The organism is Hydrocoleum sp. CS-953, from assembly GCF_002260545.1.
In the GTDB taxonomy this organism is placed as follows: Bacteria; Cyanobacteriota; Cyanobacteriia; order Cyanobacteriales; family Microcoleaceae; genus Trichodesmium.
Genome location: NZ_LGSU01000782.1, coordinates 1 through 4,616, shown reverse-complemented (window position 1 = coordinate 4,616; position 4,616 = coordinate 1). Strand labels below are relative to the sequence as shown.

At 37.1% G+C, this 4,616-nt stretch carries 3 protein-coding genes; all 3 read left to right on the top strand.

Features of this window, described 5'->3' with window-relative positions:
- Window positions 1–1,075, top strand: a 1,075-nt coding sequence (locus AFK68_RS09670; protein ID WP_210407325.1) for an RNA-guided endonuclease TnpB family protein, incomplete at its 5' end; no start/stop codon positions are given.
- 441 nt (window positions 1,076–1,516) lie between these two features.
- On the top strand, window positions 1,517–3,757 hold the full coding sequence (locus AFK68_RS09665) for a hypothetical protein (RefSeq protein ID WP_094672526.1): 2,241 nt from the start codon (window positions 1,517–1,519) through the stop codon (window positions 3,755–3,757).
- 33 nt (window positions 3,758–3,790) lie between these two features.
- Window positions 3,791–4,616 (top strand): hypothetical protein (locus AFK68_RS09660; RefSeq protein WP_143437739.1); only part of this gene is annotated, 826 nt, incomplete at its 3' end.

The window sequence follows — 4,616 nt, the reverse complement described above, 5'->3', positions numbered from 1 at the left end:
GTATTACAACTCAATAGATATTTACCATCAAACCAAGAATCATGAAGCTTATAGATACTTACCAACAAAAGTAAGTAAACAAATAGTTAGACGAGTTTCGGAGGCTTGGAAGTGCTGGAAAGCAGCACTTAAGGACTGGTCAAAGTATCCTGGCAAATATTTAGGTAAGCCTAAAATCCCTAAGTATAAGCATAAAGAACACGGGAGAAATACTGTTATATATCCTTCAGATGCTCTGTCAAAACCATTGTTAAAAAAAGGAATTGTTAAACTGTCTCAATCCAATATTGAGTTCTCCAGCAAAGCTGCTAACATTAATCAGGTTCGCATTGTTCCAAGACTTAACTGTTACGTTATCGAGGTTGTTTACACTGTCCCAGATGTTGATAAAAAGCAGTCTCAGTACGCTGCTGGAGTTGATTTAGGACTAACTAATTCAATGGCTGTAACTTCAAACCGACCAGGATTGAAACCTCTGTTGGTTAATGGTAGACCGTTAAAAAGTATCAATCAATTTTTCAACAAAAGACTCTCTAAAGCCCAATCAAAAGAGGCATGCAGACAGATAAAAGAACTCAATAGCAAGCGCGACAACCGAATTGATAATTACCTGCACACAGCAAGCCGTAGAGTCATTAATTGGTGCATTGCTAATGACATAACAACCTTGGTAATAGGCAACAACCAAGGTTGGAAACAAAGCATAAAAATAGGTAAACGAAATAATCAGCAGTTCACTAAAATACCTCATTCAAAATTAATCAATATGTTGATTTATAAAGGTGAACTAGCAGGGATTCAAGTTATTGTAACGGAAGAGTCCTATACCAGTAAGGCAAGTGCTTTAGACGGTGATACATTGCCTAAATACAAGCCTAATAGCAAGCATACCTTTAGTGGGAGAAGAACCAACAGAGGTTTATACAAGGCTTCTACTGGTAAAACAATCAATGCTGATACTAATGGAAGTTTGAACATAGCAAGAAAAGTAATCCCAAACTTTATGGATGGGATAGAGGCATTGCCGTTTATGCCTTTAGTTCTGAAATTATGGACTAAGAATGAATTTGTCTAGATATGACTACTTATTGGTAGATATGTCCAGATTTATTGGAACGGTNTGCCTTTAGTTCTGAAATTATGGACTAAGAATGAATTTGTCTAGATATGACTACTTATTGGTAGATATGTCCAGATTTATTGGAACGGTAACACTCTTGCCACTCGAGCGCCAACACAATTTACTCTAGGAGTATCGGCAACTTGGAGTGACGACGACAAGGTCGATATAATTGCAGGCAAGCTAGCTATCAAAGGATTATATGTGAAGGTAGCAAAAACTTAGATCGCTATCTTTAAGTAGGTAAGTAGGTAGGCTAAATCAAGAACACAAAGATGCTTGATCTTGAAGATTTGTTGGCAATTTGTAGAGTTTTTAGCGATTTTAAACGCCTACCTACTTGCGATCCTTTAGAAATGTATAAATAAAAATTAGTTTAATTGTGATTACTATTCAATGGCTACAAAAGTCGAAGTTTACTTTCCTTATACCTTGAATTTTCATGTTGGTAGTCAACCTGTGAAGTTATACGGGGCGATTCTGGCGTCAGATCAAGAACTTAGTTTTGCTGTTTCCAATGAAATAGTCTTTAACCCTCATCTATTTCCTCCTAATGAAGTCACAAAATCAATCACAGAACCATTTGGGATGACAGGCGTCATCCTTGAGGATTTAGGTATTCAAGGACATATATACAAAGATCGAGAAAACAATGGTAAAGCAGCAGCAGATATTACTCTAACAGCCGCTGCACGTTTCCCAAGTATTGAGAATTTCTCTTTAACTGGAGCAATCGTTTTTGAAAAGTCATCGCCTCGTTTGGCGTTGGTTACATTATCTGTCGATAAACCTCTGACTATCACAAAGTTTATAAAAGGTGTGACTGGTGAAGAAACATGGGATTGGGCGGACGACATTACTGATGAATTTGCTTTTCAAAGCGGAGATATGTACTATCTCAAACGTCCTGATAAAGCCCCAGATAATTACACTTTCTCCTACTCAAACCCAAAGGAAAAAAAATACTCTCTTGGGTATCATCTTGAGGCAAAGTTGCGAATCTTCCAAAAATATGATTTTTTGATTAGCTTAGATGTTGAAGGTAAGGCAATCATTCTACGCACAACAGTTTTAGAAAAGATTGATTTTGATTTTATTACTCTGGAAAACCCTAACCTTGAAATCTCGACTAAATCACCAAATAAATATTTACGAATTAGTACAAAAGTTATAATACTAAATACCTCAATTGAATCCTCCATTTCAGCAGGCTATAACCTTACCAAGAAAGCTTTCGTTGGCGCAGTATCAGTAACGAAAGATGATGTTAAACTCGATATTGAATTTACTTGGACAAAAGGTTCAGGTTCAAATAGTGGTTTCAAGATTACAAAAATTGATGGCTTACCAACTAAAAACAAGAATTTAATTGAAGAGTATCTCAAAGTATTTAACAAAAGTAGTGGAGGGTGTGAAAAAATTGTTAAGGGATGGCTTAATGGCTTAACTCAAACGAGCCTAACTCCAGGGTTAAATGGCAGTCCAAGTAAAGTGGATGGTCAAATGAAACTTCCTCTTAAACTTACTTATAAGATCGAAGTAGCTGGTTCGTCAATTGCCAGTAGTGAGATTGATTTCGAGGCAAGATTTACGATTCCACGAAGCCTTGACGATCTACCTGATGCAATATGGACATCTATTGAAAATAGCTTTCCAACAATTGCTACCGATATTCTTGCAGATCCCGATACTTACAAAGCTGTTTCTATCGAAATAGCAAAACGTGGGGCAGCAAAAGGATTTGCTCGTTTGATATGTCGTGCATTGGAAAAAGCACTTGAAGAAGTAGCTAAGGAACTGGCAAAGGAGGCTGCAGGAGTTGTAGCTGATACATTAGCAGATGCTGCCGAATTGGCAGGGATGCTGATGGCAGTATCCCTCTTAGGGGTAAAGGATCTTATTATCAGTTTCTTGGAAAAAATTTGGGATGAAATAAAAAGCTGGTTTACTGGTGAAGATTCCGAAAAAGAAAAAGCTGAAAATCAAATACGCGAGATTCGCTCTCACGTAGAAGACGCTATCAAAAAAGTAGATGAGCGAATTAATGGCATTAAAAAGGCAATCAGCGTTAAAAGCCTCAATGTTACTCTCAATTCTCAGAAACAATTTTTAGCAGTAGTTTCCTGGGATTGGGGCAATGACAAGAAACTGGAAACTGGAAGTAAGTTATCTTGTAAGTTTCGATTACTTTCGGGTGAAGCAGGAGACACTGAAGGAAAAGTATTATCAGAAACTACAAATCAGCTTTTTCCACCGGTTAAAAACTCTTCAGAAACTACAAATCACCTTTTTTCAGCGGTTAAAAACTGGTCAGAAATTCCTAACAATTCAGAATACCAGATGAATGCCTCTGTTCAATTTGTTTTAAGTGGTTTTACGTTTCTAAATCAACAAACAGAAGATTCGATGACTAATGCTATCAAAGAATTGGCAAAAGTCAAAGAAGATAGTGATGTAGCTAAAAGTTTTGTTGAGTATTTAGAAGATAAATTAAAGGAGTTTCAGTCTTATAACACGGATGGTATTGGCTCTGAATGGGTTTATGCTCATTCAGATACCCCAAGTTATACCACTATAGGAAAGAGTTACATTGGCATCAATACCCGAATAAAGGACCCGAATAAAGGACAGAACTAATTTTAAATTGATTTAAACAGTAGCAAACATACTATGAACACTCAAAACTTAAAGTCTATTCCTAAGCAGCGATATTACGATCAACAGCTTTTAAAGCTGGTAGACTTCCAGCGAGAGCAGAATTTCCATCTTGCTCATCGTAAGTTGCAAAACCAATTACTTCTTAAACCAGGGATTTTAACAGGTCTGACTATTGAAAAAGGACAAACACAAGGACAGTTAAAGATTAAACCTGGTGTTGCTATGGATAACTCAGGTCGTCTGATTATTTTGGTGGATAGCGCCAAATTAGACAATACTGTACATAATGTGCAATCGGGTAAACTTATCCTTGACCTAAGTAATTCGCAGTACCACAACAAGACTTGGTTATTGACAGTTGAATACAACCAAGAAGAATATAAAGATCCCGACAATTCCAGCCAATGGAATGAGATTCCCAAACTTGCATTAATTGATACCAGTACAAGTAAAGCTAGCAATACTCAAATATCATTGGCTACTCTCAAGATAACTACATCCCCAACGCAAACGCATGGAAGTCCTGAGATTAATATTGAAATTGATTTGAGTGTCCGTCCTGATGTTACCTTAATTCCTGAGCGCATACCAAATATACCAGGTTCTAAAGTTCAGGGAAGTTTAGACGTTGACACAATTCCTGAGCTTAATGCAGATAAAATAACATCTGGAGTATTTAAGGCAGCTCAAATCCCCGATTTATCAAAGCTTAATGGACAACTCCAGGTTGACCAAATTCCCAATATACCAGGTGCTAAAGTTCAGGGAAGTTTAGACGTTGACACAATTCCTGAGCTTGGTGCAGATCAAATAACATCTGGAGTATTTAAGGCAGCTC

What these genes read in the sequence shown, in the direction of transcription:
- AFK68_RS09665 (WP_094672526.1), top strand. Translation starts at nt 1,517, where the DNA reads ATGGCTACAAAAGTCGAAGTTTACTTTCCTTATACCTTGAATTTTCAT.